Below are 25,562 nucleotides of genomic sequence, written 5' to 3'. Positions count from 1 at the left end.
TACGCGGGGACGCGGGCGCGTCGGGGTTCTTTACGGGCGCCAGCTCCAGGGCGCGGCGTCGACCCCGAGTCCGAGCGCGAGGGGTCGCCCGTCGCGGAAGTACAGCGTGGGCACACCGACCGGAACGGGGCCGCTGGTCCGCTTCAACAGCCGCCCGGCGTCCGCCAGTTGGAGCCGCCCCTGCTCGTCCGTGCCCAGCACCTGACCCCCGGCCGCGGCGACCGGACCGTACCCGTCGAGCGTCACAGACCGCGCCGCGCTGCCGTCCAGGTGTACGGAGGTGAGGTGCGGGGAGGCGGGGGAGCCGGGGTCCTTGCGGGCCTTCGCCGGATCGGCCGAGGTGCGGTACAGGAGCTGTACGCCGCTGCCCTCGCCCTCGCCGAGCGCGACCGGGGCCACCGGGTCCACGGCGAGCGGCAGCCGGGAGGCGACGGGGGCGAGCGGCTTGTCCGGGGCGTCCTGGGTCCAGTGGTGGACCGTGTCGGCGCCGGCCGCGAAGACGTGCACGCGCCCGCGCCCGTCCACCACGGCGCTCAGCCCCTCCTGCACATCGCCGCCGCCCAGATCGCGCCAGCGCGACCACGTGCCGTCCGCCTCCCGCACCCGGGTGCTGACGCCCCGGTCCGCGTTGCGCACGAAGAGGTGGACGCGTCCGCCCGGCGCGGTCACGGCGAGCGGCGGTCCGATCCGCCGCCCCCGGTCGTCCCCGCGCTCGGGGTTGCCCAGGCCCTTCCAGGCGCCGAACTCGCCCTCGGGGGCGGCCTGTTCGAGCAGGATGATCTCCCGCGTGTTGGCGCCGGCGCGCCCTTGCAGCGAGGAGAAGCGCAGCGCGAACAGCAGCTGCCGGCCGTCGGGCAGGGTGGCGCCGCCGAGGACGGGCGCCAGCGGAGAGCCGCCCAGGTCCTCGGGCGCCCCCCAGCTGTCGTCGGCGCCCCGCTTCCAGCGCACGGCCCGCAGACCGAGTACGCCGTAGGCGTGGGCGCCGTCGGCCGGGACGAGCAGCCGGGCGCCGGGGTGGCGGTAGTGGGTGGAGCGCACCCACCCCTTCCAGTTGGTCAGCGGCCGCTTCCCGCCGACGTTGTAGTCCCCGCATCCGCCGGGGTTGCCGCACTGCCAGTCCTCGGCGCCGCCGTACGGCACGAGGTGCGCGGCCTTCTCGGCGAGGACGCCCGCCGGGAGGTTCTTGGGCCAGTGCCGGTTGTAGTAGGCGCGGTAGGCGGTGGCGAGGAAGGCGTGGCCCTGCTCGGCGTGCCGGATGAGCGCGGCCCAGGCGAAGGAGGCGGCGGCGGTGTGGTCGGCGTGGTCGGAGTAGCCGGGCTGCTCGGAGTCGTGCGCGCGATTCGCGGGGGAGCTGTGCTGGATGTCCGGGTCGGGGTCGAGGGTCTGGACGAGGGTGGGGGAGTGGTCGGCGAGCAGCCCGGCCAGCACGTCGACCAGCTCGTCGTACGTGTACGACGTGGCCTCGGTCAGCGGGGAGCCTTCGGCGATGACGACGGGCAGGCGCAGGCTGTGGTCCTCCCAGAGGCTCGGCAGGCCCATGCGTCCGCCGAGCGGGGTGTGCATCGCGGTGTTCAGGAACACCAACTCCACGCTGCGGCCCCGGTGTTGGAGCCGGTTGACCTCGGCGCGGTGGCCGCCGCGCAGCTCGGCGACGGACTTCTCCCAGGGGGCGTACTTGTCGAGCCCGAGCAGTGTGGCGTACGCCTGGCGCAGCCCCTGGTGCCGGGCGGACGAATAGGCGGCCTTGTCGTACACATGCGGCCCGGTGTCGCTCGTGACCCGGTTGTCGCCGTTGGCCTCACCGCCGGTGACGTACACGCTGACCAGCGGAACGCCGGAGTCCAGGGCGTGCTGGGTGTCCGGGTTCATGAAGTACAGGTCGTCGTCCGGGTGGGCGAGGATCTGGAGCAGCAGGGGGTCGCGGGGTGCGGCGGCGAGCGCGCCGACCTGGGCCGGCTTGCCGGCCCGGCCCGGCGCGGGTACGCCGCACCCCGCGACGGTGACGGCCAGCCCCGCGGCGGCGGCACCCCCCAGCACGGCCCGTCGCCTTGGCCCCGCGGGCCTTGCTCGCTCGTCCACGTCCGCCCTGTCTCCCTCGCTCGCTCGTCCTGGTCCACGCGTCCAGGGCGGGCGCGCCCAGTGAGACGGGGGAGCGGGCGGCGGGGTTGCCTATGGGGGGCGGCGCATGCCTGCGGCGCGGGTCGGCCTCCCGGCCAAGGCCCCGGCTACTCGTCCCTGAAGATGTCTTCAGCCGCCGGAGCCGTGACGGCGCGCCGGAGCCAGCGGCGCAGGGCCTCGGGATCATCACAGTCGGTGATGCGTTCACGGGCTTCTTCGGGCACGTCGATGCCGCGCTCGGCCAGGACCGCCAGGACGTCCTCGGCGGCCCGTTGCGTCTCGCCCTCGACCCGGCCCTCGACCCGGGCTTCGTCACGGATTTCCTCGACGAGGGGCGACTTGTAGAAAGAAAGGTCCACGGCCACCAGGTTCCTCCATAGCGCTGCGGCGGGACCGCGTGCCCAGTGGGGTGAGCAGCGGGGACGGGCTTGCGTACCGGGGTACGTCAGGGGTAGCGGGGCAGCGATTCGGTGGAGATCGTCCAGTCGGCGATGGTGACGTCCTCGCCGTAGACGAAGTCCTTGCGGGTCGCGTAACGCGGGCCGTCGGGGGTGGAGTGGATCTCGGACAGGACGGCCCCGGTCCCCGTGCGGGGGTCGAAGATCGCGTAGACGGGGACGCCGAGCAAGGGGTAGTCCCGCATCTTGCCGACCCAGTCGTTGTCGGGGTTGGAGCGGGAGACGACTTCGATGGCGGCGATGAGGGTGCGGGGGTCGAATGACGCCGGAACCTCCATATCCGCTTCAGCGATCACCATGATGTCCGGATGCCGCAGGATTCTCTCGTTCTCGATCTCCACATCGGGTGTGCCCGTATGGGCGACGAACTCGTCCGGCATCACCTTCTCCAAGCGCTTGCGCACGCGTAGGGCGGTGAGTTCATGGGGGCCGACGGGCGCCATCATGTCGTGGACGATCCCTTCCTTGGTGATCTCGAACTTGCCGGGGAGGGTGTCGTCCATCGACTCAACGAACTCCCGCATCGTCCGGTACAGGTGGTGTGTGTCCCGCCGTGCGTTGTCCGGGGCGATGCTCATGGCGTGCGCTCCTCGTGGTCGCTGCCCAAGGGCAAGGGTCGTCACGTTCATGCTAGGTGCCGCCCTGGTGGTCGGGGCGGCAGCCGCCACAAGGCCCGGGCTCGGGTGCGCGAAAGGCCCGGTCGCAGGATTCGCAGGTTTGGAGGGGGTGCGGGCGCGGCTCGGTCGCTGGAGGTGGGGGCGGCAGCAGTGCGGCGAGGCGGTGGGCCAGCAGGGCTGCCGGGCGGCGCAGGTCGTCGGGTGGCGGCAGGTCTCTGGTCAGGGCGCGGCGTACGTCGACGGGGGTGACCTCGCGTTCCAGCCAGGCGACGACGCCGGGGGCGAGGTGCTCGGTGTCGGTGGCGGAGAGGAGCAGGAGGGGGTTCTGGCGGCGCAGGCCGGCGAGGAGGTCGGTGGCGGTCTGGAGGAGGGAGGGCGAGGGCTGCGCGGGCTGGGGTACGGCGGGGAGAAGCTTGCGGGGCGGGGGCTTGCCCGGGGCGGCCCTGCGCACGGCGGGAGCGGCGTCCTGGCGGGGCGCGCCGGGCTGGTTGCAGGAGACCGTGCGGGTGATGATTCGCCCGCCGGGGACGCGCTCACGGGTGCGGCGGAGGTAGCCGTGGGCTTCCAGTTCGCGCAGGGCGGCGGCGATACGGGTTGAGCCCTCGGGGAAACGCGCGGCGAGGGTCTTGATGTCGGCCGGGGCGCCGGTGGGCAGCGACTGGATGTAGACCGCGAGCCCGATCGCGAGCCCCGACAGCTCGGTGTGCTGGGCGAGGTGGTTGCCGATCACCGTGAAGCGGGTGGTGTGGCGGGTGTTGTCGTGGACGACGCCGCCTGCGTGGGGGCGTCGCTGGGGGTGGTTTTTGCCCCTGGTGGGGGACTGTGCGCGCGGGGGCGCGCTAGGGTTCTGCACATCCATCGGGAAGGTCCTTCTTCCTCGGTGGTCAGGCCCTCGCTTTGGGATGCCAGTCCCGGCGGGGGCCGTCGCATGTCTGGGGTGTTTTGTGCTGTGTCGCGCTGAGCGTAGAGCAGGCAACCTGCCCTGGATCCAGCCCAGTTGACGATGTTCACCCGCGTGAGTGAGTTTGCGCGGTGGGCGGACGGATGTGCGGGGAGGGGGGTGGGGTTTGGTGGGGTTCTTTCCCTCAAACGGTTCTAGAGGAGATGTCCCGCCGGGCCGGAACACGGGCCGCCGTGCTCCGGTGGCGCCGGTGGTCGCGGTTGCGGGAGCAGATCGATTTCGGCCCAGACGGTCTTGCGGGGTACGGGGCCGAGGCTGACGCCCCACCGGTCGGCGAACGCCTCCACGAGGATCAGGCCGCGTCCCGATTCGGCGCCGGGGGAGGGTGGCCGGCGCCGGGGCAGGTCGTCGCCGCGCGTGTCCGTCACCTCGATGCGCAGCACGTCGGCGGTGGCCCGGAGGGCGAGCCGGAAGTTGCGCCCCGGGAGCCGGCCGTGGGTGACGGCGTTCGCGGCGAGTTCGGCGACGAGGTGTTCGGCGGTGCGGATGGTGCGGGGCGCGAGGCGCCAGTCGCGCAGCCACGAGACAGCGAGGATGCGGGCGAGCCGGGCGCCGCGTGGAGTGGACGACAGCAGAACGCTGAAGTGCCGTGCGGGGGCGGGGAGTTGGGTGGAGCTTTCCTGGTTCACGTGACTGAGCGTGGCGGCACGTGCGTACCGTGAACAGTGACTCAGCCGGTCCGTATGGTCACTGTCCGGAGCTCGTCCGGGGCTGTCCTGACTGTCGGCACGGGCCGCACGGGTAAGGGGCGCTGCGGCATGGACGTGCGACGAAGGGGTGCGGAATGGAGCAGGCGGATGGTGCGGCGGGTCGGCTGAAGGGTGAGGCGGACGAGCCGGGCTGGGAGGTGGATCCGGACGACGACTGGGGTGTGGCGGTCGTCGCGACGGTGGGGCGCCAGCTGCGGCTGCGGCGCGAGGCGAAGGGGATGCGGGCGGCCGAGTTCGGGGTGGCGGTGGGGTATGGCGAGGACATGGTCTACAAGATCGAGGGAGGCAAGCGGATCCCGCAGCCGGAGTACCTGGACAAGGCGGACGAGGTGCTGGGGGCGGGCGGGTTGATCTCGGCGATGAAGGAGGACGTGGCGAAGGTTCGGTATCCGAAGAAGGTTCGGGAACTGGCTAAGTCAGAGGCGCAGGCGGTGGAGGTTGGGTTGTACAGCAACCACAACATCCATGGCCTGTTGCAGACTGAGGAGCACATGCGGGCGCTCTTCGACGCGTGGCTTCCCGCCTACTCGGACGAGGAGACGGAGCGCATGGTGGCCGCAAGGATGGCCCGTCGGTCGGTCTTCGAGAGGTCGCCCGCGCCGACTCTCGGTTTCGTCCAGGAAGAGGTGACGCTCCGCCGTCCGGTTGGAGGCAGAATGGTTTGGCGTAGGCAGCTCGAACGGCTCCTGGAGCTGGGGCAGTTGCGGAACGTATCGATCCAGGTGATGCCGACAGACTCGGAGGACCACTTCGGCACAGGTGGGCTGATCGAAGTGCTTAAATTTTCGGACGGTACAGCGGTGGGGCGTACTGAGGGGGCGTTCAGCGGCCGACCCGTGTCCGATCCGAAGCAGCTCAGGATCCTGGAACTGCGCTATGGCATGATCCGGGCCCACGCCCTCACGCCCCGAGAGTCACGGGCCTTCATCGAGCAGATGCTTGGAGAAACATGATCGGCACCCCCACCACCCGGGACGCCTCCGCACTGGTGTGGTTCAAGAGCAGCTACAGCAGCAGCGGTGACGGCAACGACTGCATCGAGGTCGCGGGCGCTCCCGGCGTGGTGCACGTCCGCGACTCCAAGAACACAGAGGGGCCACAGCTGGCGCTTGCGCCGGAGGCGTGGGCCGACTTCGTGACGTACGCGTCGGGGAGCTGACCGCCCAACTGCTCACGCCCCATGGGGTTAATGCTGAGGGTGGGGGTGCGTTGGCGTAGGAGATCATAAGACGGCGTCCGGCTGCGGGGACAGGCCGTCGCTGAAGTTTCGCGACGTCCGGGTTCGCCTCGGTGGTGAAGCTGGTTGGCCTCAGCGCAATGATCGCCGCGGAGCTAGGCGCCGTACTTCTCCCAGGGAGCGCGGGCGGCGCTACGCGTCAGGGGGCTACCGCGATGGGCCTCCGCCAGGCAACAACGGCTGATGGTGGCTTTCGTGGGATTGGTTGACCGCGGGAAGCACCTGCTGAACAAGGGCCGGGGCAAGGTCGAGAAGCGGATCGACGCCGGTAAGAAGGCGGTCGAGGTGCCGTCGACGACGGAGCGCATGCCGACAGCGGTCTTCTGGATCAGGTTGGCGCGCACCATCTGGCCGATCAGGTCGACGACTTCGGCGATGCCGTCGCGCCGGACCTCCGCGCCATGTTTACGAGAAGCAGCGCGGTCAGACCGACCTGTTCAATTGGTTCACCGCGACCAGGTCCGCCGGGGTCGCCGTGTGGTGGCGCTGTTGCGATAGCCCGCTGCCGTCCGCGTGTTGGGTACGCGGATCCAAGACGCAGCCCATGCCCTGGCTGGGGGTTTCACGGCGTGCATGGCTCAGTCAACGCCGCGCGTGCCCAGCAGCGTTGGGAAGGCGGGCCTGGGCCTTCGATACGGTGCGCCGAAGTACCCGTGACGAATGAGTAGCAGTACTCACGTTGCGGTGCGAGAGGTTCCCTAGGCTTGCCGGGACGTGAAACCGGCCTGGGCATGGGGGATTGGGGAGATGACGTCCTTCGCGGCGGAGTGGGCACAACTGAAGGCGGCGGCAGCGGAGCGGTCCTCCATGCGGCTTGCGAGCGCGAACGCCGGCAACGACGGTGCGGGGCTGCGGTCCGACCGGTCCGTGTGGAATGCCGCCGGCAGCGATGTGGCCCTGCTCGCAGGAGACACCACGAAGGCGCTGGCGGGGCTGGATGGCGGGCAGCGGGGTCTGGGCGCGGACGCGGGGGTCGAGAGTGCGGCCGCGCAGCGGGAGCTGCACCAGTCCTGGCAGAAGTACCTGCATGCGCTGGGCGACCGCTGTGACGGATTGCAGGACCTTCTGCGGAAGGCCGGCTCGGATCAACACAAGAGCGACCACGAGATTGAGGCTGCGCTGGCTGCGGTGAAGGTCCAGTACAAGGACACGCCCGCAGTCGGTGGCCAGGAAACGGGTCGGTGAGCGCGATGGACTTGGCAGCGCTCAAAGCCCTCAAGCCGTCGGAGTTCGAGGAGGCAGCGGGCGGGTACCGATCGGCCGGCGACATAGCCGCGCAGGCGACGGAGCATCTGAACAACGTGGTTGTTCCCGGGATGCGAAAGGGCCTGAAGGGCGAGGCGACAGACGCGGCGGTGGAGCAGCTTCAAGAACTGTCGAAGGACTACCAGTACGTCCAGGTCGAGTGCGGCCTGGTCGGCGTTGCCCTGGACGCCTTTGCCGCCGAGATGCGCTCCGCGCAAGCGACATTGAATGCCGCGATCGCGGATGCCGAGGCCAAGCACTTCTCGGTCGGCTCCGACGGTTCGGTTGCCTACCCGGCGGCAGGTGACAACCCTGGGGGCGCGCCACCAGGGGCAGGCACCGCACATGGAACGCTTTCGGACCAGGCCCGCGCTCTCAACCGGCAGGCGGCCCACTTCGACCCCAACCCCAACTTCGGTCCCGCACAGGAGATAGCCGACCGCATCGCCGAGGCGCTCAAGGCGGCCACGGAGACCGATCAGAAGTGGGCCCCCGCGCTGCGAAAGCTCAAGGCCGATGACGATCTGACGGTGTCGGACGGAGACTGGCGCGACACCCAGGGCGACATGGAGCTGGTCCACAAGGATGCGGAGGGATATCTGGGGCATTTGAAGCCCCCGCCCAAGGACGGCGCCCCAGCGCACAACAGGGACTGGTGGAAGGGGCTCTCCGATCAGGAGAGAGATGACTACATTGCCATGTATCCGGCGAGCATCGGGGCATTGGACGGAATTCCCGTATCAGTCCGTGACGAGGTGAATCGCGTTGTGCTGGCAGAAACGCACAGCAGTGTGCAGAGTCAACTTGATGCCTGGATGAAAAAGGAACCCGCTGACCACCTCCGCCCCTACATCGATCCCTACACTGGAGCCGTATTGAAGGGTGTGCAAGTCGAAACCGACGAATGGAAGAAGTGGAATGAGAGGACAGAGGAGCTCCAAGACAGGCTGCACGGGATGGACAGCATCACCTCCCGGATGGAGCCGTCGTCCGACGGTGCGGAGCGCGGCTATCTTCTCGGATTCGACAACAACAAGCTGGGACATGCCATAGTTTCGTTCGGGAACCCCGACACGGCAGACAACGTGGTGACGTACGTGCCGGGAACGGGGGCGAAACTGAGTTCTGTTGACGGCGACCTGCACCGTGCCCAACTGATGAACGAGAGAGCCCAGTACATCGATCCCGGGCACAAGACGGCCTCCGTCATGTGGTTGGGATACGACGCTCCGCAAAGCATTCTCGGCGACGCCACTGAGACGAAGTGGGCCGATGACGCTAGGGAACCGCTGAGTAAGTTCCTCGCCGGGGTCGGCGCCGGCAACGGCGGCAATGTGAACTCGACGGTGATGGGCCACAGTTATGGCACCTTGGTCGCAGGTGAGACTCTGCGGGATCATCCCGGGCTGCCTGTGGACAATGCCATTTTCGTGGGCAGCCCGGGTGTCGGTGTCGAGCATGCCGAGGATCTGCACCTGCCGGCCGACCACGTATGGTCGGCGACGGCAAAGAATGACCTCATCAACTTGGCCCCGCCGAGCCCCGGCCGGCTCGCTCCGCTGAATCCACTTGCGTATGAGAAATTCTTCGATGATCATTCGGTGCTGTATGGGAATGACCCCACGTCGGACGAGTTTGGTGGGCAGGTATTTTCTGTTCCCGACGGGGAGGACTGGGGCTTGAATGGCATACCAGCACACTCGCAGTACTGGGAAAACGCGCCCCTCACTTCCACGGCGAAAATCGCGACCGGAGGAAAGCCATGAATCTGCGAGGAGCGCGCTGGGCCGTCGCGCTGGCGGCAGTCGCCCTCATCCTGACGGGATGCGGGATGCAGAAGAACGACGGAACGATACCGGGGCAGGTCAGCATGGACGACCAGCAGGCGATCGCGCGTGCGGAAGAGATCCTTCATCAGGCGGTGGACGGTATGACACCGCGACCGACTCTGAAGGTCGTCAGGCCGGCGTCCGTGGGTCCGTGCCTGGCTTATGACGACCACACCGAGGACGATCGCGTCCAGGTCCGGCTCGGATACCAGCTGACCGGGGTGCCGGGGACCGCGGCGAAAAGCCTCGTGAAGCAGGCCGCCGAGGCTTGGCGGAAACTGGGATACGCATATCAGTCGTCGGCCGGTGCGCCCGACTGGTCCGACCCCTTCCCCACGGTCTTCCTGCGAACGAAGAACGACGACTTCTGGATGGACGCGACCGCGGGCGTGCTCGATCGGGCCAAGGGTGAAGGGCTGGCCGCCATCACGGTTACGTCGCCGTGCTTCCAAGCATCAGGGGGTTCGGCCACACCTGCCACGCACGTCGCATCTCTTCATGCCCCCTTGGTCGACCCCACTGCCGAGCGCCGGGCACTGGGCCACTCCAGCCGTATTTACGACGCCCTCCGCACCCCACATGCTCAGATCCCGGGGGATGGGCTGAGGCCGGTCAACGACCACCGTGGACGCGCCTTCCTTCATCACACGTGGTCCGCAAAGGTGACTGGACGCGACGAAGCCACTCGAGCCGTGGCGCGGGGACAGGCGTACTTCGAAGCAGCAGGATGGGTCGTGCGCAGGCAGAGTGCAGCGGCGCTGAGGGGGCTCAATCCTGATGATCACAGCGTGGCGCAGATCGCGGCAGACGACACCGGGATGATCCGCGTTGCAGTCACCACCCCTGTGCTACCGGTGGCCAGCCCTCGGGTTTGACCGGCTCCATCTCTCACATACGGCTGCACATGAGTCCCGGCGAAGGCCCACTTGCGCGACCCCGGAGCATCGGCGTCGGGGCGCGGAATGATCCCGGACGGCAGGGAGTGCGGCCTGTCCGGCAGCTGCCGGCGCAGAGCCGCCGCGTGCCGAATGCGTGAGCCCATGTGACGTGGGGTACGCTTCCCGGCTGCGATTGGCCAGGTGCTGTCCTGGTATGGCAGACTGTCGGGGTTGCTCGGTTGAGTGCCGATGCTGCGCGTCTCCCGCCGGGAGGACCGGAAGCGAGTCCCACAGTACTCGTCGCCCCTGATGGGGCGGACGTACGGGAATCTTCCGGGAAGTGTCAGCGGGGCTCCGGCCAGGCGTCCGGTGGGTGTTCTGCCCCCCGCTTGCGAGGTCCTGTGGCCCGCATCCCCTTGGTTGGGAAATCCCGTATGGGACTTCTGCGTAGAGGGAGTGCGACACGCCCGACCGCGTGGGTCGGAGGCGGAAGACAGCAGAACCCCCGGGTTCCAGAGCGTTACGAGACAAAGGACTACTAGGTAGCCATGGCGGGACAGAAGATCCGCATCCGGCTCAAGGCCTACGACCACGAGGTCATCGACTCCTCGGCGAAGAAGATCGTCGAGACGGTGACGCGCACTGGTGCGTCGGTCGCGGGCCCGGTGCCGCTGCCCACTGAGAAGAACGTGTACTGCGTCATCAAGTCGCCGCACAAGTACAAGGACTCTCGCGAGCACTTCGAGATGCGCACCCACAAGCGCCTCATCGACATTCTCGACCCCACGCCGAAGACGGTTGACTCGCTGATGCGCCTCGACCTTCCGGCCGGTGTCGACATCGAGATCAAGCTCTGAAGGGACGGGCCGAGATGAGCAAGAACATCAAGGGCGTCCTGGGCGAGAAGCTCGGCATGACCCAGGTCTGGGACGAGAACAACCGGGTCGTCCCGGTCACCGTCATCAAGGCCGGGCCGTGTGTCGTGACGCAGGTCCGCACGAACGACGTCGACGGCTACGAGTCGGTCCAGATCGCCTTCGGCGAGATCGACCCGCGCAAGGTGAACAAGCCCCTCAAGGGTCACTTCGCCAAGGCCGACGTGACCCCGCGCCGCCACCTGGTGGAGCTCCGCACCCCTGACGCCAGCGAGTACACGCTGGGCCAGGAGATCACTGCCGAGGTGTTCGAGTCCGGCGTCAAGGTCGACGTCACGGGCAAGAGCAAGGGCAAGGGCTTCGCCGGTGTCATGAAGCGTCACAACTTCAAGGGCCTCGGCGCCGGTCACGGCGTCCAGCGCAAGCACCGCTCGCCCGGTTCCATCGGTGGCTGCGCCACCCCTGGCCGCGTGTTCAAGGGCGTCCGCATGGCGGGCCGCATGGGCAACGAGCGTGTCACCACCCAGAACCTGACCATCCACGCGGTTGACGCGGAGAAGGGTCTGCTCCTCATCAAGGGCGCGGTCCCCGGTCCGAACGGCGGCCTCGTCCTGGTCCGTACCGCGGCCAAGGGGGCTTGAGGTAATGAGCACCATTGACATCCTTTCGCCGGCAGGCGACAAGGCCGGTACCGTCGAGCTCCCCGCGGAGATCTTCGACGCGAAGACCAGCGTTCCGCTGATCCACCAGGTCGTCGTCGCACAGCTGGCAGCTGCCCGTCAGGGTACGCACAAGACCAAGACCCGCGGCGAAGTCCGTGGTGGTGGCCGCAAGCCGTACCGCCAGAAGGGCACCGGCCGCGCGCGCCAGGGTTCGACCCGCGCGCCGCAGTTCGCCGGCGGTGGCGTCGTCCACGGCCCGCAGCCGCGTGACTACTCGCAGCGCACCCCGAAGAAGATGAAGGCCGCCGCCCTGCGCGGTGCCCTCTCCGACCGGGCGCGCCACTCCCGCATCCACGTCGTCACCGGCGTGGTCGAGGGCACGGCTTCCACCAAGGCCGCCAAGACGCTGTTCGGCAAGATCTCGGAGCGCGCCAACCTGCTCCTGGTCGTCGAGCGCGCCGACGAGGCCGCGTGGCTGTCCGCCCGCAACCTGCCCCAGGTCCACATCCTGGAGCCGGGCCAGCTGAACACGTACGACGTGATCGTCTCCGACGACGTGGTCTTCACCCAGGCCGCTTTCGAGTCCTTCGTGTCTGGCCCCAAGGCCGATGACAACGAGGGGAGCGAGGCCTGATGGCCGAGATCACCAGCAAGACCTTCACGGACCCGCGCGACATTCTTGTCAAGCCGGTTGTGTCCGAGAAGAGCTACGCGCTGCTCGACGAGAACAAGTACACGTTCATCGTGAAGCCGGGCTCCAACAAGACCCAGATCAAGCAGGCCGTGGAAGCGGTCTTCTCGGTCAAGGTCACCGGGGTCAACACGATCAACCGCCAGGGCAAGCGCAAGCGCACGAAGACCGGTTTCGGCAAGCGTGCCGACACCAAGCGCGCCATCGTGACCCTTGCTGAGGGCGACCGTATCGACATCTTCGGCCAGGCCTCCTAACGGAGCGCCCTGGTCCGAATATCGGACGAGGACTGAGAAATGGGTATCCGCAAGTACAAGCCGACGACTCCGGGCCGTCGTGGCTCCAGCGTCGCCGACTTCGTCGAGATCACGCGGTCCACGCCGGAGAAGTCGCTGGTCCGCCCCCTGCACAGCAAGGGCGGCCGTAACAACACCGGTCGTGTGACCGTCCGACACCAGGGCGGTGGCCACAAGCGCGCCTACCGCGTGATCGACTTCCGTCGTCACGACAAGGACGGCGTGCCGGCCAAGGTCGCTCACATCGAGTACGACCCGAACCGCACCGCGCGCATCGCGCTCCTGCACTACGCGGACGGCGAGAAGCGCTACATCATCGCGCCCCGTGGCCTGAGCCAGGGTGACCGCATTGAGAACGGCCCCGGGGCCGACATCAAGCCGGGCAACAACCTGGCGCTGCGCAACATCCCGGTCGGTACGACCATCCACGCCATCGAGCTGCGTCCCGGTGGCGGTGCGAAGTTCGCCCGCTCCGCGGGTGCTTCGGTGCAGCTGCTGGCGAAGGAGGGCACGATGGCCCACCTTCGTATGCCGTCCGGTGAAATCCGCCTGGTCGACGCCCGCTGCCGCGCCACCATCGGCGAGGTCGGCAACGCCGAGCAGTCGAACATCAACTGGGGCAAGGCCGGCCGCATGCGCTGGAAGGGCGTCCGCCCGACCGTCCGCGGTGTCGCGATGAACCCGGTTGACCACCCGCACGGTGGTGGTGAGGGCAAGACCAGTGGTGGTCGCCACCCGGTCTCCCCGTGGGGTCAGAAGGAGGGTCGTACTCGCTCGCCGAAGAAGGCATCGAGCAAGTACATCGTCCGCCGCCGCAAGACGAACAAGAAGCGCTAGGAGCGGGTTTAGATGCCGCGCAGTCTCAAGAAGGGACCCTTCGTCGACGGACACCTCATCAAGAAGGTGGACGCTCAGAACGAAGCTGGTACCAAGAACGTCATCAAGACCTGGTCCCGTCGCTCGATGATCATCCCGGCCATGCTCGGCCACACGATCGCGGTGCACAACGGCAAGACCCACGTCCCGGTGTTTGTCTCCGAGTCGATGGTCGGCCACAAGCTCGGTGAGTTCTCGCCGACTCGCACCTTCCGCGGCCACGTCAAGGACGACCGGAAGTCGAAGCGCCGCTAACGCGGGGTGGAATGACCATGACAGACACTGGAAGGACAACCATGGAAGCCAGGGCCCAGGCGCGGTACATCCGCGTTACGCCCATGAAGGCCCGCCGAGTGGTGGACCTTATCCGTGGCATGGATGCCACGGAGGCTCAGGCGGTCCTGCGTTTCGCCCCGCAGGCCGCGAGCGTGCCGGTAGGCAAGGTGCTTGACAGCGCCATTGCCAACGCCGCGCACAACTACGACCACACGGACGCCTCTTCGCTGTTCATCAGCGAGGCGTTTGTGGACGAGGGCCCGACCCTGAAGCGGTTCCGTCCGCGTGCTCAGGGCCGTGCCTACCGGATCCGTAAGCGGACCAGCCACATCACCGTGGTCGTCAGCAGCAAGGAAGGAACCCGGTAATGGGCCAGAAGGTTAACCCGCATGGGTTCCGGCTCGGTATCACCACGGACTTCAAGTCCCGCTGGTACGCCGACAAGCTGTACAAGGACTACGTCAAGGAAGACGTCGCCATCCGTCGGATGATGACGTCCGGCATGGAGCGCGCCGGCATCTCGAAGGTTGAGATCGAGCGCACCCGTGACCGCGTGCGGGTGGACATCCACACCGCGCGTCCCGGCATCGTCATCGGCCGCCGTGGCGCCGAGGCCGACCGCATCCGCGGCGACCTCGAGAAGCTCACGGGCAAGCAGGTCCAGCTGAACATCCTCGAGGTCAAGAACCCCGAGATGGACGCTCAGCTGGTCGCGCAGGCCGTTGCCGAGCAGCTCTCCTCCCGCGTCTCCTTCCGTCGTGCCATGCGCAAGAGCATGCAGGGCACGATGAAGGCCGGCGCCAAGGGCATCAAGATCCAGTGCGGCGGCCGTCTCGGCGGCGCCGAGATGTCCCGCTCGGAGTTCTACCGTGAAGGCCGTGTGCCGCTGCACACCCTGCGCGCGAACATCGACTACGGCTTCTTCGAGGCCAAGACGACCTTCGGCCGCATCGGCGTGAAGGTCTGGATCTACAAGGGCGACGTCAAGAACATCGCCGAGGTTCGCGCCGAGAACGCAGCGGCCCGTGCGGGTAACCGCCCGGCCCGTGGTGGCGCCAACGACCGTCCGGCCGGTGGCCGCGGTGGTCGTGGCGGCGAGCGTGGCGGTCGCGGCCGCAAGCCGCAGCAGGCTGCGCCGGCTGCCGAGGCCCCCAAGGCCGAGGCTCCCGCCGCCGCCGCTCCGGCTGAGAGCACCGGAACGGAGGCCTGACCGAAATGCTGATCCCCCGTAGGGTCAAGCACCGCAAGCAGCACCACCCCAAGCGCCGCGGTATGGCCAAGGGTGGTACGACGGTTGCGTTCGGCGAGTACGGCATTCAGGCCCTCACGCCGGCGTACGTGACCAACCGCCAGATCGAGGCGGCTCGTATCGCGATGACCCGCCACATCAAGCGTGGCGGCAAGGTCTGGATCAACATCTACCCGGACCGCCCCCTGACGAAGAAGCCTGCCGAGACCCGCATGGGTTCCGGTAAGGGTTCTCCGGAGTGGTGGGTCGCGAACGTTCACCCGGGCCGGGTGATGTTCGAGCTGTCCTACCCGAACGAGAAGATTGCTCGTGAGGCGCTCACCCGAGCCGCTCACAAGCTCCCGATGAAGTGCCGCATCGTCCGGCGCGAGGCAGGTGAGGCGTGATGTCGGCCGGAACCAAGGCGTCCGAACTGCGCGAGCTGGGTGACGAGGAGCTTCTCGGCAAGCTCCGCGAAGCCAAGGAAGAGCTGTTCAACCTCCGCTTCCAGGCGGCGACGGGCCAGCTCGAGAACCACGGGCGGCTCAAGTCCGTCCGCAAGGACATCGCCCGGATCTACACCCTGATGCGCGAGCGCGAGCTGGGCATCGAGACGGTGGAGAGCGCCTGATGAGCGAGAAGAATGTGACTGAGACGACTGAAGCGCGCGGTTTCCGCAAGACCCGTGAGGGTCTGGTCGTCAGCGACAAGATGGACAAGACCGTCGTCGTCGCTGTCGAGGACCGTGTGAAGCACGCGCTGTACGGCAAGGTCATCCGCCGTACGAACAAGCTCAAGGCGCACGACGAGCAGAACGCTGCCGGCGTCGGCGACCGCGTCCTCATCATGGAGACGCGTCCGCTGTCGGCGAGCAAGCGCTGGCGCATCGTCGAGATCCTCGAGAAGGCCAAGTAAGAAATTCTCTGGGGGGTTTCCCTCAGAGTGGTTCCGCCAGGCTCGGTGGGGGCCGCACCTCGTGAGAGGTCCGTGGCCCCCGCCGGGAACCGGCAGACGATCAGGAGATAGACGTGATCCAGCAGGAGTCGCGACTGCGCGTCGCCGACAACACTGGTGCAAAGGAAATCCTTTGCATCCGTGTGCTCGGTGGCTCCGGTCGCCGCTACGCGGGTATCGGTGACGTCATCGTCGCCACCGTCAAGGACGCGATCCCCGGTGGCAACGTGAAGAAGGGCGACGTCGTCAAGGCTGTCGTCGTGCGCACCGTCAAGGAGCGTCGTCGTCAGGACGGCTCGTACATCCGCTTCGACGAGAACGCGGCCGTCATCCTCAAGAACGATGGCGACCCCCGCGGCACCCGCATCTTCGGCCCGGTGGGCCGGGAGCTGCGCGAGAAGAAGTTCATGAAGATCATCTCGCTCGCGCCGGAGGTGCTGTAAGCATGAAGATCAAGAAGGGCGACCTGGTTCAGGTCATCACCGGTAAGGACAAGGGCAAGCAGGGCAAGGTCATCGCGGCCTTCCCCCGCGAGGACCGCGTCCTGGTCGAGGGTGTCAACCGGGTCAAGAAGCACACCAAGGCCGGCCAGACCGCTCGCGGTTCGCAGACCGGTGGCATTGTGACGACCGAGGCCCCGATCCACGTGAGCAACGTTCAGCTCGTCGTGGAGAAGGACGGCAACAAGGTCGTCACCCGCGTCGGTTTCCGCTTCGACGACGAGGGCAACAAGATCCGCGTTGCCAAGCGGACGGGTGAGGACATCTGATGGCTACCACCACCACTCCGCGTCTCAAGACGAAGTACCGCGAGGAAATCGCGGGCAAGCTGCGTGAGGAGTTCTCGTACGAGAACGTCATGCAGGTTCCCGGCCTCGTCAAGATCGTGGTCAACATGGGTGTCGGCGACGCCGCCCGCGACTCCAAGCTGATGGACGGCGCGGTTCGCGACCTCACCACGATCACCGGACAGAAGCCGGCCGTCACCAAGGCCCGCAAGTCCATCGCGCAGTTCAAGCTGCGCGAGGGTCAGCCGATCGGCTGCCACGTCACCCTCCGCGGTGACCGCATGTGGGAGTTCCTGGACCGTACGCTGTCGCTCGCGCTGCCGCGTATCCGTGACTTCCGCGGTCTGTCGCCGAAGCAGTTCGACGGCCGTGGCAACTACACCTTCGGTCTCACGGAGCAGGTCATGTTCCACGAGATCGACCAGGACAAGATCGACCGTACCCGGGGTATGGACATCACCGTGGTCACCACGGCGACCAACGACGACGAGGGCCGTGCCCTCCTTCGTCACCTCGGCTTCCCCTTCAAGGAGGCGTAAGCGAGATGGCGAAGAAGGCTCTCATCGCGAAGGCTGCCCGCAAGCCCAAGTTCGGTGTGCGTGGCTACACCCGCTGCCAGCGCTGCGGTCGTCCCCACTCCGTGTACCGCAAGTTCGGCCTGTGCCGCGTGTGCCTCCGTGAGATGGCTCACCGTGGCGAGCTGCCGGGCGTGACCAAGAGCTCCTGGTAATTCCCCCCAGTCCCTTGGGACTTGGGAATTACCGGACGCTCTCGGTAAGTATCTGGTCGGCGGAGGCCCGACTCCCCATGCCGTAGGCTTGTGGGGTTGGGCGTCCGCCGCCCATAACGACTTACTACGCCGTAGGTCCCCGCACCGCACCCGTCCCGCCACTGAGTGGGGAGAGGGATGGCGCATACAGGAAACCGCGGCGAGAGAGGCCGAAGGCCGATTCATGACCATGACTGACCCGATCGCAGACATGCTCACTCGTCTGCGCAACGCTAACTCGGCGTACCACGACTCCGTCGTGATGCCGCACAGCAAGATCAAGTCGCACATCGCGGAGATCCTCCAGCAGGAGGGCTTCATCACCGGCTGGAAGGTCGAGGACGCCGAGGTCGGCAAGAACCTCGTCCTCGAGCTGAAGTTCGGGCCGAACCGTGAGCGCTCCATCGCGGGCATCAAGCGGATCTCGAAGCCCGGTCTGCGTGTGTACGCGAAGTCCACCAACCTGCCGAAGGTGCTCGGCGGCCTGGGCGTGGCGATCATCTCCACGTCCCACGGTCTGCTCACCGGCCAGCAGGCAGGCAAGAAGGGCGTAGGTGGGGAAGTCCTCGCCTACGTCTGGTAGTAGGGAACGGAGGAAAAGCAATGTCGCGAATCGGCAAGCTCCCCATCCAGGTTCCCGCCGGTGTGGACGTCACCATCGATGGGCGCACGGTTCACGTGAAGGGCCCCAAGGGCTCCCTCACGCACGCCGTTGCGGCTCCCATCGAGATCGTGAAGGGTGAGGACGGCGTTCTGAACGTCACCCGCCCCAACGACGAGCGTCAGAACAAGGCCCTGCACGGCCTGTCCCGCACGCTGGTGGCCAACATGATCACCGGTGTGACCCAGGGATACATCAAGGCGCTCGAGATCAGCGGTGTCGGTTACCGCGTCCAGGCGAAGGGCTCCAACCTGGAGTTCGCGCTCGGATACAGCCACCCGATCACCGTCGAGGCCCCCGAAGGCATCACCTTCAAGGTCGAGTCGCCCACGAAGTTCTCGGTCGAGGGCATCGACAAGCAGAAGGTCGGCGAGGTCGCCGCGAACATCCGCAAGCTGCGCAAGCCCGACCCGTACAAGGCCAAGGGTGTCAAGTACGCCGGCGAAGTCATCCGCCGCAAGGTCGGAAAGGCTGGTAAGTAAGCCATGGCATACGGTGTGAAGATCGCCAAGGGCGACGCTTACAAGCGTGCCGCCAAGGCACGTCGCCACGTCCGCATCCGCAAGCACGTGTCGGGTACGGCGGAGCGTCCGCGCCTCGTCGTGACGCGTTCCAACCGCGGTATCACCGCTCAGGTCATCGACGACCTCAAGGGTCACACCCTGGCGTCGGCGTCGAACCTGGACGCTTCGATCCGCGGCGGCGAGGGCGACAAGTCCGCGCAGGCCAAGCAGGTCGGTGCCCTGGTCGCTGAGCGCGCCAAGGCCGCCGGCGTCGAGGCCGTCGTGTTCGACCGTGGTGGCAACAGGTACGCCGGGCGCATTGCCGCTCTGGCTGACGCCGCCCGCGAAGCCGGGCTGAAGTTCTAAGCCCCGGTTCCGGGACTAACGGACGTAACAGAGAGAGGTAAATCCAATGGCTGGACCCCAGCGCCGCGGAAGCGGTGCCGGTGGCGGCGAGCGGCGGGACCGGAAGGGTCGCGACGGTGGCGCTGCCGCCGAGAAGACCGCTTACGTTGAGCGCGTTGTCGCGATCAACCGCGTTGCCAAGGTTGTCAAGGGTGGTCGCCGCTTCAGCTTCACCGCGCTGGTCGTGGTGGGCGACGGTGACGGCACCGTAGGTGTCGGTTACGGCAAGGCCAAGGAAGTTCCCGCGGCCATCGCCAAGGGTGTCGAGGAAGCCAAGAAGAACTTCTTCAAGGTTCCGCGCATCCAGGGCACCATCCCGCACCCGATCCAGGGCGAGAAGGCGGCCGGCGTTGTCCTGCTGAAGCCTGCTTCCCCCGGTACCGGTGTTATCGCCGGTGGCCCGGTGCGCGCGGTGCTCGAGTGCGCCGGCGTTCACGACATCCTGTCGAAGTCGCTCGGCTCCGACAACGCGATCAACATCGTGCACGCGACCGTGGCGGCCCTCAAGGGCCTGCAGCGTCCCGAGGAGATCGCGGCCCGCCGCGGTCTGCCCCTCGAGGCCGTCGCCCCCGCGGCTCTGCTTCGTGCGCGTGCGGGAGCGGGTGTCTGATGGCCCGCCTCAAGATCACGCAGACGAAGTCGTACATCGGCAGCAAGCAGAACCACCGCGACACCCTGCGTTCGCTCGGGCTCAAGCGCCTGAACGACGTGGTTGTCAAGGAGGATCGCCCCGAGTTCCGCGGCATGGTGCAGACCGTCCGCCACCTCGTGACGGTTGAGGAGGTTGACTGACATGGGTGAGAACAGCCCGCTGAAGGCCCACAACCTCCGTCCTGCCCCGGGCGCCAAGACCGCCAAGACCCGTGTGGGTCGTGGTGAGGCGTCCAAGGGTAAGACCGCTGGTCGTGGTACCAAGGGTACGAAGGCCCGTTACCAGGTTCCGCAGCGCTTCGAGGGTGGCCAGATGCCCCTCCACATGCGCCTGCCGAAGCTGAAGGGTTTCCGTAACCCGTTCCGCACCGAGTTCCAGGTCGTGAACCTGGACAAGCTCGGCGCTCTCTACCCCGAGGGTGGAGAGGTCACGGTGGCCGACCTGGTCGCCAAGGGCGCGGTGCGCAAGAACAGCCTCGTCAAGGTCCTGGGCCAGGGCGAGATCTCCGTGGCGCTGCAGGTTTCGGTTGACGCCGTCTCCGGCTCCGCCAAGGAGAAGATCACCGCCGCCGGCGGTACCGTCACCGAGCTTGTCTGAGACAGCTTGATGGCTTGAACATCCGACCGGGGATGCCTCTCAAATGGGGCATCCCCGGTTGGTCGTTCCTAGGGGGGCACGGTCGCCGGTATGGTGGCGTGCACTGTCTAAGTTCCGTGCTGTGTGCCTGGACGGCTCCGGCGCGGTTTTTTGGCAGATCAAGACCTTCACTCCTTCATTCGTCGAACCTCAAGACCGTCACCCTGACGCACGTGCGCGGGGGTCGCAGGAGGCACCGTGCTCACCGCGTTCGCCCAGGCGTTCAAGACGCCTGACCTGCGCAAGAAGCTGCTCTTCACACTCGGCATCATCGTGATCTACCGGCTCGGTACGCATGTACCCATGCCCGGCGTGAACTACAAGAACGTGCAGACCTGTGTGGACCAGGCACAGCAGAACAGCGGTCTGTTCGGCCTGGTGAACATGTTCAGCGGCGGTGCGCTGCTACAGATCACGATCTTCGCGCTCGGCATCATGCCGTACATCACGGCGAGCATCATTCTGCAGCTGCTGACCGTGGTGATCCCACGCCTGGAAGCCCTCAAGAAGGAGGGCCAGGCGGGTACGGCCAAGATCACGCAGTACACGCGTTATCTGACCGTGGCGCTGGCGATCCTCCAGGGCACCGGTCTCGTGGCCACGGCCCGCAACGGCGCGCTCTTCAGCGGCTGCCAGGTCGCCACCGAGATCATCCCGAACCGTTCGATCTTCACCACGATCACGATGGTCATCACGATGACCGCCGGTACCGCCTGCGTCATGTGGCTCGGTGAGATCATCACCGACCGCGGCATCGGCAACGGCATGTCCATCCTGATGTTCATCTCGATCGCCTCCAGCTTCCCGAGCTCCCTGTGGGCCATCAAGAAGCAGGGCCACCTGGCCGGCGGCTGGATCGAGTTCGGCACCGTGCTGCTTGTCGGCCTGGTCATGGTCGGGCTCGTGGTCTTCGTCGAACAGGCGCAGCGCCGGGTCCCGGTGCAGTACGCCAAGCGCATGATCGGGCGCAGGTCGTACGGCGGCACCTCGACGTACATCCCGCTGAAGGTCAATCAGGCCGGTGTGATCCCCGTCATCTTCGCCTCGTCGCTGCTCTACATCCCGGCGCTGATCGTCCAGTTCTCGAACTCGACGGCCGGCTGGGCGACGTGGGTCAAGGACAACTTGACCAAGGGCGACCACCCTTACTACATCGTCAGCTACTTCCTGCTGATCGTGTTCTTCGCGTTCTTCTACGTGGCGATCTCGTTCAACCCCGAGGAAGTCGCCGACAACATGAAGAAGTATGGTGGCTTCATCCCGGGCATCCGGGCTGGCCGACCGACCGCTGAGTACCTGAGCTACGTACTCAACCGGATCACCTGGCCGGGGTCGCTGTATCTGGGGCTGATCGCGCTCGTACCGACAATGGCGTTGATCATCTTCGGCGGCGTCCAGAGCTTCCCGCTGGGCGGGACGAGCATCCTGATCATCGTGGGTGTGGGTCTGGAAACCGTTAAGCAGATCGAGAGCCAGCTTCAGCAGCGCAATTACGAAGGGTTCCTCCGCTGATGCGAATCGTCCTCGTCGGACCGCCCGGTGCCGGCAAGGGAACGCAGGCCGCGTTCCTTGCCCAGAACCTGGCGATCCCGCACATCTCCACGGGCGACCTCTTCCGTGCCAACATCAGCCAGGGCACGGAACTCGGCAAGCAGGCCAAGGCGTACATGGACGCCGGCAACCTGGTGCCCGACGAGGTCACCATCGGGATGGCCAAGGACCGCATGGAAGCACCGGACGCCGTGAACGGCTTCCTGCTCGACGGCTTCCCGCGCAATGTGGTGCAGGCCGAAGCGCTGGACGAGGTGCTGAAGGCGGACGGCGTGAAGCTGGACGCGGTGCTCGACCTGGAAGTCCCGGAGGACGAGGTCGTCAAGCGGATCGCCGGCCGGCGGATCTGCCGCAACAACAGCGCGCACGTCTTCCACGTGGTGTACAACGCCCCGAAGCAGGCCGGCGTCTGCGACGAGTGCGGCGGCGAGCTGTACCAGCGTGGGGACGACACCGAGGACACCGTGCGCAAGCGGCTCGAGGTCTACCACAGCGAGACCGAGCCGATCATCGACTACTACCGGGCGCAGGGGCTGGTCATCACGATCACCGCGCTGGGCAAGGTGGATGAGGTGACGAAGAAGGCGATGGACGCGTTGCGCCGCGAGGCGGCGTAGTCGCGGTAGCCGGCGTCGGCGACGGCCGCGGTGCCCCTTGGCGGGGTGCCGCGGCCGTCGCACGTCCTGGCCCGGTGAAGGAGCCCGTCCTCAAACGCCGGACGGGCTGAGGGGACCGGTCCTGGTCAGCGCCGAGTAGTTGGGGGTGCGGGGAACTGCGTGCTCAGCCACGCACGGTTCGCAGTCGGGGTCCCTGGGGCTCGGCACCAGACCCCGTTTCGCGCCTGAAGGGCGCTCGTCCTCAATCTCCCCCAAGGCCTTGAGGGCCAGGGGGGACCCCCATGACGGGCTGGGTATGCACATGTGGGCCGGCGCGCACCCTGCCGGGGCGGACGGGCTGTGAGGATGTGCATGCGGGCCAGCACCAGCCCAGACAGGGGTGCGGGGAACTGCGCGCTCAGCCACGCACGGTTCGCAGCCGGGGTCCCTGGGGCTCGGCCCCAGACCCCGTTCGCGCCTGAGGGGCGCTCGTCCTCAATCTCCCCCAAGGCCTTAAGGGCCAGGGGGGACCCCCATGACGGGCTGGGTATGCACATGTGGGCCGGCGTGCACCCTGCCGGGGCGGACGGGCTGAGGGCGCTCATGCTGGCCCGCACAGGATGCTCAGCCACGCACGGGCTCCGGGCTCCGGGCCGGGGCCGGGGGGCGAAGCCTTATCGTGGAGGGTGACCCGTACCTGACCAGAAAGGCGTGAGCCGCACATGGTGGAGATCAAGACCCCCGAGCAGATCGCGAAGATGCGCGAGGCGGGGCTGGTCGTCGCCGCGATCCACGCCGCCACCCGCGAGGCCGCGGTGCCGGGCGCCACGACGAAGGACCTGGACGAGGTCGCCCGCAAGGTGATCGCCGAGCACGGCGCGAAGTCCAACTTCCTGGGATACGGCGGCTTCCCCGCCACCATCTGCACCTCGGTCAACGAGGTCGTCGTCCACGGCATCCCGGACGACAAGACCGTCCTGAAGGACGGCGACATCATCTCCATCGACGCCGGCGCGATCATCGACGGCTGGCACGGCGACGCCGCGTACACCGCGTTCGTGGGCTCCGGGCACGCGCCCGAGCTGGTCGAGCTCTCCCGGGTCACCGAGGAGTCGATGTGGGCCGGGATCGCCGCGGTGAAGAAGGGCAACAAGCTCATCGACGTCTCGCGCGCGATCGAGTCCTACATCCGCCGCCAGCCCCGCCCCTCGACCGGCAAGTACGGCATCGTCGAGGACTACGGGGGCCACGGCATCGGGTCCGAGATGCACATGGACCCGCACCTCCTGAACTACGTCGACAAGCGCCGCATGCTGGGCCGCCACAACCCCAAGCTGATCCCCGGCTTCTGCCTGGCCATCGAGCCGATGGTCTCGCTCGGCACCCCCCGCACCGAGGTCCTTGAGGACGACTGGACGGTCATCACGACGGACGGGTCCTGGTCCTCGCACTGGGAGCACTCGGTCGCTCTGACCGAGAACGGTCCGCTGGTCCTGACGATGCCGGACGGCGGCAGGGCGAAGCTGGCCGAGTTCGGGATCACGACCGCGCCCGACCCGCTGGGCTGAGCGCGGCGCCCGTCGCCGGTCGGAGGCCGGCGCAGCTGGTCGAAGCTTGTGAGGCGCCCCGGCGCCGAACCCGCGAGACCGGCGTGGGGGATGGGTCGGCGGCAAGGCGAAGCTGGCCGAGTTCGGGATCACGACCGCCCCCGACCCGCTGGGCTGAGCGCGGCGCCCGTCGCCGGTCGGAGGCCGGCGCAGCTGGTCGAAGCTTGTGAGGCGCCCCGGCGCCGAGCCCGCGAGACCGGCGTGGGGGATGGGTCGGCGGCAGGGCCAAGCTGGCCGAGTTCGGGATCACGACCGCCCCCGACCCGCTGGGCTGACCGGCGCGCGACTTGCTGGCTCGGACACGTACGTCCGGCGGCTTAAGGATCTACCATGGCGGGCAAACTCCCCGGATTCGTCTTTTCGAGTGGCCTGTCGTAGACTGATGCGTCGGCTCTCGTGTACCCGTGTGTCCACACACGGCTGCGGGAGTCGATCAAGGTAGCCGATTCGAAAGGCGAAGCGTGGCCAAGAAGCAAGGTGCCATCGAAATCGAGGGCACCGTGATCGAGTCCCTCCCGAACGCCATGTTCAAGGTGGAACTCCAGAACGGTCACAAAGTCCTCGCGCACATCAGCGGCAAGATGCGGATGCACTACATCCGCATCCTCCCGGATGACCGGGTCGTGGTGGAGCTCTCTCCGTACGACCTGACGCGTGGCCGGATCGTCTACCGGTACAAGTAGATCTTGCCCACGTCGCCCTCAGCGGCGGCGGTGGCACTGACCCGGAGAACCTGACATCCCATGAAGGTCAAGCCGAGCGTCAAGAAGATCTGCGACAAGTGCAAGGTGATCCGCCGTCACGGCCGGGTCATGGTCATCTGCGACAACCTGCGCCACAAGCAGCGCCAGGGCTGACGCACGCCGACCGACCTGCACTGCGCAGTTCTTCAAGCGACGCGAGCAAAACGTACATACGCAGCATCCACCTGGCCGGCACCCCCGGCTGGTGACACCTCCGGCGGGGGCCGGGGACCCGAAACGTACCTAGTACGGCGGTCGGGAACGGTGCTGTGGAAGACCCCCGAAATCAACTGGAGCCAGTAAATGGCACGCGTTTCCGGTGTCGACATCCCGCGCGAAAAGCGCGTGGAGATCGCACTCACCTACGTCTTCGGTATCGGGCGTACCCGGTCCAAGGAGATCCTCGCCTCGACCGGCGTGAACCCGAACACCCGCGTTCGTGACCTGGCCGAAGAGGACCTGGTCAAGATCCGCGAGTACGTGGACGCCAACCTCCGCACCGAGGGTGACCTGCGCCGTGAGGTCGCCGCCGACATCCGCCGCAAGGTCGAGATCGGCTGCTACCAGGGTCTGCGCCACCGTCGTGGTCTGCCGGTCCACGGCCAGCGCACCAGCACGAACGCTCGTACCCGCAAGGGCCCGCGTCGCGCCATCGCCGGTAAGAAGAAGCCGGGCAAGAAGTAGTCCACAGCGGACGCTTTTCAGCGGTCTTCGCTGTAGGACCGATCACCTCCCCTCCAT

Annotated in this window: 37 protein-coding genes and 1 pseudogene; 33 read left to right on the top strand and 5 right to left on the bottom strand. The window is 67.3% G+C overall.

Annotated elements, in window-relative coordinates; translation table 11 throughout:
- Positions 1-30: 30 nt before the first annotated feature.
- From ACFYM2_RS18205 to ACFYM2_RS18185, 5 genes and pseudogenes are all read right to left on the bottom strand, one after another.
- On the bottom strand, positions 31-2,037 hold the full coding sequence (locus ACFYM2_RS18205; protein WP_388837205.1) for a PIG-L family deacetylase: 2,007 nt from the start codon (positions 2,035-2,037) through the stop codon (positions 31-33).
- A gap of 188 nt (positions 2,038-2,225) precedes the next feature.
- Positions 2,226-2,510, bottom strand: a pseudogene (locus tag ACFYM2_RS18200) (hypothetical protein); the annotation flags it as partial.
- A gap of 53 nt (positions 2,511-2,563) precedes the next feature.
- Positions 2,564-3,154, bottom strand: a complete 591-nt coding sequence (locus tag ACFYM2_RS18195) for a Uma2 family endonuclease (RefSeq protein WP_359000875.1) — start codon at positions 3,152-3,154, stop codon at positions 2,564-2,566.
- 52 nt (positions 3,155-3,206) lie between these two features.
- Positions 3,207-4,052 (bottom strand): helix-turn-helix domain-containing protein, encoded by an 846-nt coding sequence (locus ACFYM2_RS18190; protein WP_388837202.1) that lies wholly within the window; start codon positions 4,050-4,052, stop codon positions 3,207-3,209.
- 236 nt (positions 4,053-4,288) lie between these two features.
- Positions 4,289-4,783 (bottom strand): ATP-binding protein, encoded by a 495-nt coding sequence (locus ACFYM2_RS18185; protein ID WP_388837199.1) that lies wholly within the window; start codon positions 4,781-4,783, stop codon positions 4,289-4,291.
- A gap of 155 nt (positions 4,784-4,938) precedes the next feature.
- Here ACFYM2_RS18185 and ACFYM2_RS18180 point away from each other — a divergent pair, with 155 nt between their 5' ends.
- The 33 genes from ACFYM2_RS18180 to rpsM all read left to right on the top strand — a co-directional run bounded on the left by ACFYM2_RS18180 (position 4,939) and on the right by rpsM (position 25,505).
- Positions 4,939-5,817 (top strand): helix-turn-helix transcriptional regulator, encoded by an 879-nt coding sequence (locus tag ACFYM2_RS18180; protein ID WP_388837196.1) that lies wholly within the window; start codon positions 4,939-4,941, stop codon positions 5,815-5,817.
- Entirely contained in the window at positions 5,814-6,023 is a 210-nt protein-coding gene (locus ACFYM2_RS18175) for a DUF397 domain-containing protein (protein ID WP_388837193.1), read from the top strand. The genes ACFYM2_RS18180 and ACFYM2_RS18175 overlap by 4 nt, the downstream gene beginning before the upstream one ends.
- 273 nt (positions 6,024-6,296) lie before the next feature.
- On the top strand, positions 6,297-6,599 hold the full coding sequence (locus ACFYM2_RS18170; protein WP_388837190.1) for a hypothetical protein: 303 nt from the start codon (positions 6,297-6,299) through the stop codon (positions 6,597-6,599).
- A 249-nt stretch (positions 6,600-6,848) separates the two neighbouring features.
- Positions 6,849-7,286 (top strand): hypothetical protein, encoded by a 438-nt coding sequence (locus ACFYM2_RS18165; RefSeq protein WP_388837187.1) that lies wholly within the window; start codon positions 6,849-6,851, stop codon positions 7,284-7,286.
- A 5-nt stretch (positions 7,287-7,291) separates the two neighbouring features.
- Positions 7,292-9,112, top strand: a complete 1,821-nt coding sequence (locus ACFYM2_RS18160) for an alpha/beta hydrolase (RefSeq protein WP_388837448.1) — start codon at positions 7,292-7,294, stop codon at positions 9,110-9,112.
- Positions 9,109-10,050 carry a hypothetical protein gene (locus ACFYM2_RS18155; RefSeq protein ID WP_388837184.1) on the top strand — a complete coding sequence of 314 codons (942 nt, stop codon included), beginning with the start codon at positions 9,109-9,111 and terminating at the stop codon, positions 10,048-10,050. Before ACFYM2_RS18160 ends, ACFYM2_RS18155 begins: the two co-directional genes overlap by 4 nt.
- A 551-nt stretch (positions 10,051-10,601) precedes the next feature.
- The gene (rpsJ, locus tag ACFYM2_RS18150) at positions 10,602-10,910 is read left to right on the top strand and encodes a 30S ribosomal protein S10 (RefSeq protein ID WP_003948644.1); all 309 of its coding nucleotides are present in this window, start codon (positions 10,602-10,604) and stop codon (positions 10,908-10,910) included.
- A gap of 14 nt (positions 10,911-10,924) precedes the next feature.
- A complete protein-coding gene (gene rplC, locus ACFYM2_RS18145; protein WP_120721902.1) occupies positions 10,925-11,569 on the top strand; it encodes a 50S ribosomal protein L3 in 645 nt (214 codons plus the stop codon).
- A 4-nt stretch (positions 11,570-11,573) separates the two neighbouring features.
- Positions 11,574-12,224, top strand: a complete 651-nt coding sequence (gene rplD, locus ACFYM2_RS18140; protein ID WP_100578119.1) for a 50S ribosomal protein L4 — start codon at positions 11,574-11,576, stop codon at positions 12,222-12,224.
- Positions 12,224-12,538, top strand: a complete 315-nt coding sequence (gene rplW / locus ACFYM2_RS18135; RefSeq protein WP_053727606.1) for a 50S ribosomal protein L23 — start codon at positions 12,224-12,226, stop codon at positions 12,536-12,538. The genes rplD and rplW overlap by 1 nt, the downstream gene beginning before the upstream one ends.
- Before the next feature lie 39 nt (positions 12,539-12,577).
- Positions 12,578-13,414, top strand: a complete 837-nt coding sequence (gene rplB / locus ACFYM2_RS18130) for a 50S ribosomal protein L2 (RefSeq protein ID WP_350232145.1) — start codon at positions 12,578-12,580, stop codon at positions 13,412-13,414.
- A 12-nt stretch (positions 13,415-13,426) separates the two neighbouring features.
- The gene (gene rpsS, locus ACFYM2_RS18125) at positions 13,427-13,708 is read left to right on the top strand and encodes a 30S ribosomal protein S19 (protein ID WP_053727608.1); all 282 of its coding nucleotides are present in this window, start codon (positions 13,427-13,429) and stop codon (positions 13,706-13,708) included.
- A 41-nt stretch (positions 13,709-13,749) separates the two neighbouring features.
- Entirely contained in the window at positions 13,750-14,097 is a 348-nt protein-coding gene (gene rplV / locus ACFYM2_RS18120; RefSeq protein WP_030359020.1) for a 50S ribosomal protein L22, read from the top strand.
- Entirely contained in the window at positions 14,097-14,939 is an 843-nt protein-coding gene (rpsC, locus tag ACFYM2_RS18115) for a 30S ribosomal protein S3 (RefSeq protein ID WP_053727609.1), read from the top strand. The genes rplV and rpsC overlap by 1 nt, the downstream gene beginning before the upstream one ends.
- Positions 14,940-14,944: 5 nt before the next feature.
- Entirely contained in the window at positions 14,945-15,364 is a 420-nt protein-coding gene (rplP, locus tag ACFYM2_RS18110; RefSeq protein ID WP_053727610.1) for a 50S ribosomal protein L16, read from the top strand.
- The gene (gene rpmC, locus ACFYM2_RS18105; protein ID WP_100578218.1) at positions 15,364-15,588 is read left to right on the top strand and encodes a 50S ribosomal protein L29; all 225 of its coding nucleotides are present in this window, start codon (positions 15,364-15,366) and stop codon (positions 15,586-15,588) included. The genes rplP and rpmC overlap by 1 nt, the downstream gene beginning before the upstream one ends.
- The gene (gene rpsQ, locus ACFYM2_RS18100; protein ID WP_100578124.1) at positions 15,588-15,872 is read left to right on the top strand and encodes a 30S ribosomal protein S17; all 285 of its coding nucleotides are present in this window, start codon (positions 15,588-15,590) and stop codon (positions 15,870-15,872) included. The genes rpmC and rpsQ overlap by 1 nt, the downstream gene beginning before the upstream one ends.
- A 113-nt stretch (positions 15,873-15,985) precedes the next feature.
- Positions 15,986-16,354 (top strand): 50S ribosomal protein L14, encoded by a 369-nt coding sequence (gene rplN / locus ACFYM2_RS18095; RefSeq protein WP_053727611.1) that lies wholly within the window; start codon positions 15,986-15,988, stop codon positions 16,352-16,354.
- Between the two features lie 2 nt (positions 16,355-16,356).
- The gene (gene rplX / locus ACFYM2_RS18090) at positions 16,357-16,680 is read left to right on the top strand and encodes a 50S ribosomal protein L24 (RefSeq protein WP_053727612.1); all 324 of its coding nucleotides are present in this window, start codon (positions 16,357-16,359) and stop codon (positions 16,678-16,680) included.
- Positions 16,680-17,237 carry a 50S ribosomal protein L5 gene (gene rplE, locus ACFYM2_RS18085; protein WP_053727613.1) on the top strand — a complete coding sequence of 186 codons (558 nt, stop codon included), beginning with the start codon at positions 16,680-16,682 and terminating at the stop codon, positions 17,235-17,237. Before rplX ends, rplE begins: the two co-directional genes overlap by 1 nt.
- A gap of 5 nt (positions 17,238-17,242) precedes the next feature.
- Positions 17,243-17,428 carry a type Z 30S ribosomal protein S14 gene (locus ACFYM2_RS18080; RefSeq protein WP_003948630.1) on the top strand — a complete coding sequence of 62 codons (186 nt, stop codon included), beginning with the start codon at positions 17,243-17,245 and terminating at the stop codon, positions 17,426-17,428.
- Between the two features lie 223 nt (positions 17,429-17,651).
- The gene (gene rpsH, locus ACFYM2_RS18075; RefSeq protein WP_003966947.1) at positions 17,652-18,050 is read left to right on the top strand and encodes a 30S ribosomal protein S8; all 399 of its coding nucleotides are present in this window, start codon (positions 17,652-17,654) and stop codon (positions 18,048-18,050) included.
- A gap of 20 nt (positions 18,051-18,070) precedes the next feature.
- Positions 18,071-18,610 carry a 50S ribosomal protein L6 gene (gene rplF, locus ACFYM2_RS18070; RefSeq protein WP_350232146.1) on the top strand — a complete coding sequence of 180 codons (540 nt, stop codon included), beginning with the start codon at positions 18,071-18,073 and terminating at the stop codon, positions 18,608-18,610.
- Positions 18,611-18,613: 3 nt separating this feature from the next.
- The gene (gene rplR, locus ACFYM2_RS18065; protein WP_114037183.1) at positions 18,614-18,997 is read left to right on the top strand and encodes a 50S ribosomal protein L18; all 384 of its coding nucleotides are present in this window, start codon (positions 18,614-18,616) and stop codon (positions 18,995-18,997) included.
- A 46-nt stretch (positions 18,998-19,043) separates the two neighbouring features.
- Positions 19,044-19,646, top strand: a complete 603-nt coding sequence (gene rpsE / locus ACFYM2_RS18060; protein ID WP_350232147.1) for a 30S ribosomal protein S5 — start codon at positions 19,044-19,046, stop codon at positions 19,644-19,646.
- Positions 19,646-19,828: a 50S ribosomal protein L30 gene (gene rpmD, locus ACFYM2_RS18055; protein ID WP_053682614.1), complete on the top strand. Its 183-nt coding sequence runs from the start codon at positions 19,646-19,648 to the stop codon at positions 19,826-19,828. Before rpsE ends, rpmD begins: the two co-directional genes overlap by 1 nt.
- 1 nt (position 19,829) lies before the next feature.
- Positions 19,830-20,285 carry a 50S ribosomal protein L15 gene (gene rplO / locus ACFYM2_RS18050; RefSeq protein WP_350232148.1) on the top strand — a complete coding sequence of 152 codons (456 nt, stop codon included), beginning with the start codon at positions 19,830-19,832 and terminating at the stop codon, positions 20,283-20,285.
- Positions 20,286-20,522: 237 nt separating this feature from the next.
- Positions 20,523-21,836: a preprotein translocase subunit SecY gene (gene secY / locus ACFYM2_RS18045; RefSeq protein WP_350232149.1), complete on the top strand. Its 1,314-nt coding sequence runs from the start codon at positions 20,523-20,525 to the stop codon at positions 21,834-21,836.
- Positions 21,836-22,492 carry an adenylate kinase gene (locus ACFYM2_RS18040; RefSeq protein ID WP_359000838.1) on the top strand — a complete coding sequence of 219 codons (657 nt, stop codon included), beginning with the start codon at positions 21,836-21,838 and terminating at the stop codon, positions 22,490-22,492. The genes secY and ACFYM2_RS18040 overlap by 1 nt, the downstream gene beginning before the upstream one ends.
- 701 nt (positions 22,493-23,193) lie before the next feature.
- Complete coding sequence (map, locus tag ACFYM2_RS18035; protein ID WP_350232151.1) at positions 23,194-24,039, top strand: type I methionyl aminopeptidase; 846 nt, start codon at positions 23,194-23,196, stop codon at positions 24,037-24,039.
- 500 nt (positions 24,040-24,539) lie between these two features.
- Positions 24,540-24,761, top strand: coding sequence for a translation initiation factor IF-1 (infA, locus tag ACFYM2_RS18030; protein ID WP_003956442.1), 222 nt, complete (start codon positions 24,540-24,542; stop codon positions 24,759-24,761).
- 60 nt (positions 24,762-24,821) lie between these two features.
- On the top strand, positions 24,822-24,935 hold the full coding sequence (gene rpmJ, locus ACFYM2_RS18025; protein WP_003956441.1) for a 50S ribosomal protein L36: 114 nt from the start codon (positions 24,822-24,824) through the stop codon (positions 24,933-24,935).
- Positions 24,936-25,124: 189 nt separating this feature from the next.
- Complete coding sequence (rpsM, locus tag ACFYM2_RS18020; protein ID WP_053727621.1) at positions 25,125-25,505, top strand: 30S ribosomal protein S13; 381 nt, start codon at positions 25,125-25,127, stop codon at positions 25,503-25,505.
- Positions 25,506-25,562: the final 57 nt, after the last annotated feature.

Source organism: Streptomyces sp. NPDC006711 (assembly GCF_042869775.1).
GTDB lineage: Bacteria > Actinomycetota > Actinomycetes > Streptomycetales > Streptomycetaceae > Streptomyces.
This window is presented reverse-complemented; position numbering and strand designations above follow the sequence as displayed.

What these genes read in the sequence shown, in the direction of transcription:
- rplB (WP_350232145.1), top strand. Translation starts at nt 12,578, where the DNA reads ATGGGTATCCGCAAGTACAAGCCGACGACTCCGGGCCGTCGTGGCTCC.
- rpsQ (WP_100578124.1), top strand. Translation starts at nt 15,588, where the DNA reads ATGAGCGAGAAGAATGTGACTGAGACGACTGAAGCGCGCGGTTTCCGC.
- ACFYM2_RS18180 (WP_388837196.1), top strand. Translation starts at nt 4,939, where the DNA reads ATGGAGCAGGCGGATGGTGCGGCGGGTCGGCTGAAGGGTGAGGCGGAC.
- ACFYM2_RS18190 (WP_388837202.1), bottom strand. Translation starts at nt 4,052, where the DNA reads ATGGATGTGCAGAACCCTAGCGCGCCCCCGCGCGCACAGTCCCCCACC.
- map (WP_350232151.1), top strand. Translation starts at nt 23,194, where the DNA reads ATGGTGGAGATCAAGACCCCCGAGCAGATCGCGAAGATGCGCGAGGCG.
- ACFYM2_RS18160 (WP_388837448.1), top strand. Translation starts at nt 7,292, where the DNA reads ATGGACTTGGCAGCGCTCAAAGCCCTCAAGCCGTCGGAGTTCGAGGAG.
- rpsE (WP_350232147.1), top strand. Translation starts at nt 19,044, where the DNA reads ATGGCTGGACCCCAGCGCCGCGGAAGCGGTGCCGGTGGCGGCGAGCGG.
- rplO (WP_350232148.1), top strand. Translation starts at nt 19,830, where the DNA reads ATGGGTGAGAACAGCCCGCTGAAGGCCCACAACCTCCGTCCTGCCCCG.
- rplR (WP_114037183.1), top strand. Translation starts at nt 18,614, where the DNA reads ATGGCATACGGTGTGAAGATCGCCAAGGGCGACGCTTACAAGCGTGCC.
- ACFYM2_RS18195 (WP_359000875.1), bottom strand. Translation starts at nt 3,154, where the DNA reads ATGAGCATCGCCCCGGACAACGCACGGCGGGACACACACCACCTGTAC.
- rplX (WP_053727612.1), top strand. Translation starts at nt 16,357, where the DNA reads ATGAAGATCAAGAAGGGCGACCTGGTTCAGGTCATCACCGGTAAGGAC.
- rplE (WP_053727613.1), top strand. Translation starts at nt 16,680, where the DNA reads ATGGCTACCACCACCACTCCGCGTCTCAAGACGAAGTACCGCGAGGAA.
- ACFYM2_RS18080 (WP_003948630.1), top strand. Translation starts at nt 17,243, where the DNA reads ATGGCGAAGAAGGCTCTCATCGCGAAGGCTGCCCGCAAGCCCAAGTTC.
- ACFYM2_RS18165 (WP_388837187.1), top strand. Translation starts at nt 6,849, where the DNA reads ATGACGTCCTTCGCGGCGGAGTGGGCACAACTGAAGGCGGCGGCAGCG.
- ACFYM2_RS18175 (WP_388837193.1), top strand. Translation starts at nt 5,814, where the DNA reads ATGATCGGCACCCCCACCACCCGGGACGCCTCCGCACTGGTGTGGTTC.
- rplP (WP_053727610.1), top strand. Translation starts at nt 14,945, where the DNA reads ATGCTGATCCCCCGTAGGGTCAAGCACCGCAAGCAGCACCACCCCAAG.
- rplV (WP_030359020.1), top strand. Translation starts at nt 13,750, where the DNA reads ATGGAAGCCAGGGCCCAGGCGCGGTACATCCGCGTTACGCCCATGAAG.
- ACFYM2_RS18040 (WP_359000838.1), top strand. Translation starts at nt 21,836, where the DNA reads ATGCGAATCGTCCTCGTCGGACCGCCCGGTGCCGGCAAGGGAACGCAG.
- rpsM (WP_053727621.1), top strand. Translation starts at nt 25,125, where the DNA reads ATGGCACGCGTTTCCGGTGTCGACATCCCGCGCGAAAAGCGCGTGGAG.
- rpmJ (WP_003956441.1), top strand. Translation starts at nt 24,822, where the DNA reads ATGAAGGTCAAGCCGAGCGTCAAGAAGATCTGCGACAAGTGCAAGGTG.
- rplC (WP_120721902.1), top strand. Translation starts at nt 10,925, where the DNA reads ATGAGCAAGAACATCAAGGGCGTCCTGGGCGAGAAGCTCGGCATGACC.
- rpsJ (WP_003948644.1), top strand. Translation starts at nt 10,602, where the DNA reads ATGGCGGGACAGAAGATCCGCATCCGGCTCAAGGCCTACGACCACGAG.
- rpsH (WP_003966947.1), top strand. Translation starts at nt 17,652, where the DNA reads ATGACCATGACTGACCCGATCGCAGACATGCTCACTCGTCTGCGCAAC.
- rpsC (WP_053727609.1), top strand. Translation starts at nt 14,097, where the DNA reads ATGGGCCAGAAGGTTAACCCGCATGGGTTCCGGCTCGGTATCACCACG.
- rplF (WP_350232146.1), top strand. Translation starts at nt 18,071, where the DNA reads ATGTCGCGAATCGGCAAGCTCCCCATCCAGGTTCCCGCCGGTGTGGAC.
- rpmD (WP_053682614.1), top strand. Translation starts at nt 19,646, where the DNA reads ATGGCCCGCCTCAAGATCACGCAGACGAAGTCGTACATCGGCAGCAAG.
- rplD (WP_100578119.1), top strand. Translation starts at nt 11,574, where the DNA reads ATGAGCACCATTGACATCCTTTCGCCGGCAGGCGACAAGGCCGGTACC.
- ACFYM2_RS18155 (WP_388837184.1), top strand. Translation starts at nt 9,109, where the DNA reads ATGAATCTGCGAGGAGCGCGCTGGGCCGTCGCGCTGGCGGCAGTCGCC.
- rpmC (WP_100578218.1), top strand. Translation starts at nt 15,364, where the DNA reads ATGTCGGCCGGAACCAAGGCGTCCGAACTGCGCGAGCTGGGTGACGAG.
- rpsS (WP_053727608.1), top strand. Translation starts at nt 13,427, where the DNA reads ATGCCGCGCAGTCTCAAGAAGGGACCCTTCGTCGACGGACACCTCATC.
- rplW (WP_053727606.1), top strand. Translation starts at nt 12,224, where the DNA reads ATGGCCGAGATCACCAGCAAGACCTTCACGGACCCGCGCGACATTCTT.